1 protein-coding gene is annotated in these 1,379 nt (G+C 53.7%); it reads left to right on the top strand.

All coding sequences use genetic code 11. The features are described from left to right. The first annotated feature begins 501 nt into the window (after nt 1–501). On the top strand, nt 502–1,170 hold the full coding sequence (qatD, locus tag BM160_RS22040; protein ID WP_255369049.1) for a Qat anti-phage system TatD family nuclease QatD: 669 nt from the start codon (nt 502–504) through the stop codon (nt 1,168–1,170). Nucleotides 1,171–1,379 lie beyond the last annotated feature (209 nt).

Genomic DNA, 1,379 nt, shown 5'->3' with positions numbered 1-1,379 from the left:
CCAGCGTGTAGTCGCGCTGTGTGCGTTTGACGCTTGTATCCATTGACTTGCCTTTTCTTTAGGGAAAAGGTGTCAACCCAATTCAGGACGGGTCATTGCCGAAAATAAAGCCACGCTCGACGTGGCTTTTATCTATATGCGCAGGCATCGGCTCCGTTGTCCTCCTTCTGCGTGGATTGATGAATGACGGCGTCGCAAAACCCAGTCAGTGGCCGAAGTAACCCCTATCTCCGCCGACATCCGCCGACATTGCTCCAAGTCGACGTGGCTGTGTTGCAAAACCCTTTGCAGCACAGGCGCACTTCCACTTTTTGACGCTCCAGCGTGCGCGTCTACAGGTGCGCACCAGTCAGGCTCTTGAGCCGATGCACCCTCAATTCCACGTGGGAGCCTTTGCACTTTCCATTGCGTGCTCTTTGGGCCATTTTTTGTTCGAACCGCGGTTTGAGTTCAACCCAGCCCCAGCCAAAAGCCCCAACCCCATACGCGGAAGCCCTGGCAGTGAATGACTTCACGTGGTTGGTAACCACAAGTCCACGCGCCTATGCTGCTACGTCAAAGATACTTCCTCCAGCCTCGAATTTAATCGTAACCCCCGGCCTGCACCCTGAAGTTGCTGATACCAAAGCTTCAGAGCTTGAGCTGCTCCTTGCACAGATAGATGCTTCCGTTGCTGTTGGGGAGGTTGGATTAGACGGTTCAAGCCGCTATAAAGCGCACTATGCCGTTCAGCTTCGCATCTTCCAAGCAGTTGTCTCATGCTGTCAAGCCAAAGGCGGTCGTGTTTTAAGCGTTCATTCGCGTTCTGCGGCTGATGCAGTACTCGATACCCTGCGCCAATATCCGGGGTTCGGGCTTGCGGTGATGCACTGGTTCACAGATTCTCCTGCATCCCTTCGCCGTGCTTCCGCGCTAGGCTGCTGGTTTAGTGTGGGACCCGCTATGCTGAAATCGGCAAACGGCCGTAATCTCGTATCGCTAATGCCCAGAGAGCGCGTGGTACCGGAAAGTGACGGCCCCTTTGGTGCGGTCATGGGAAAGCCGGTTATGCCCTGGGAAACTGGCCAAGTCACTGACACGCTAGCTGAACTTTGGACCCTCCCCGTAGCAGAAGTGGCTCAAACATTAAACGCGAATGGGAAGCGATTGATAGCGCTGATGTCGAATTAGAACCCGCAGGTACAGAGCCGGCAGGTACAGAGCTCGCTGAGAGCCGCTATTATTTTTTCTGGGGCGTCAGATGTTTGCAAATAATAGATGTTGCAAGCTTCGTAGTAAACAGCTCTAGCAGGCTGCTGAAATACCTCGGAGCGGAGTCCGCCAATACGCAAGCTCCAACGTTTATCTCAGGTAGCCCATTTTTCCATCACCAGATACAA

The sequence above is a fragment of the Polaromonas sp. OV174 genome (assembly GCF_900112285.1).
GTDB lineage: Bacteria > Pseudomonadota > Gammaproteobacteria > Burkholderiales > Burkholderiaceae_C > Polaromonas.
The sequence above is the reverse complement of the archived record's forward strand: the minus strand, read 5'-3'. Positions and strand labels throughout refer to the sequence as shown.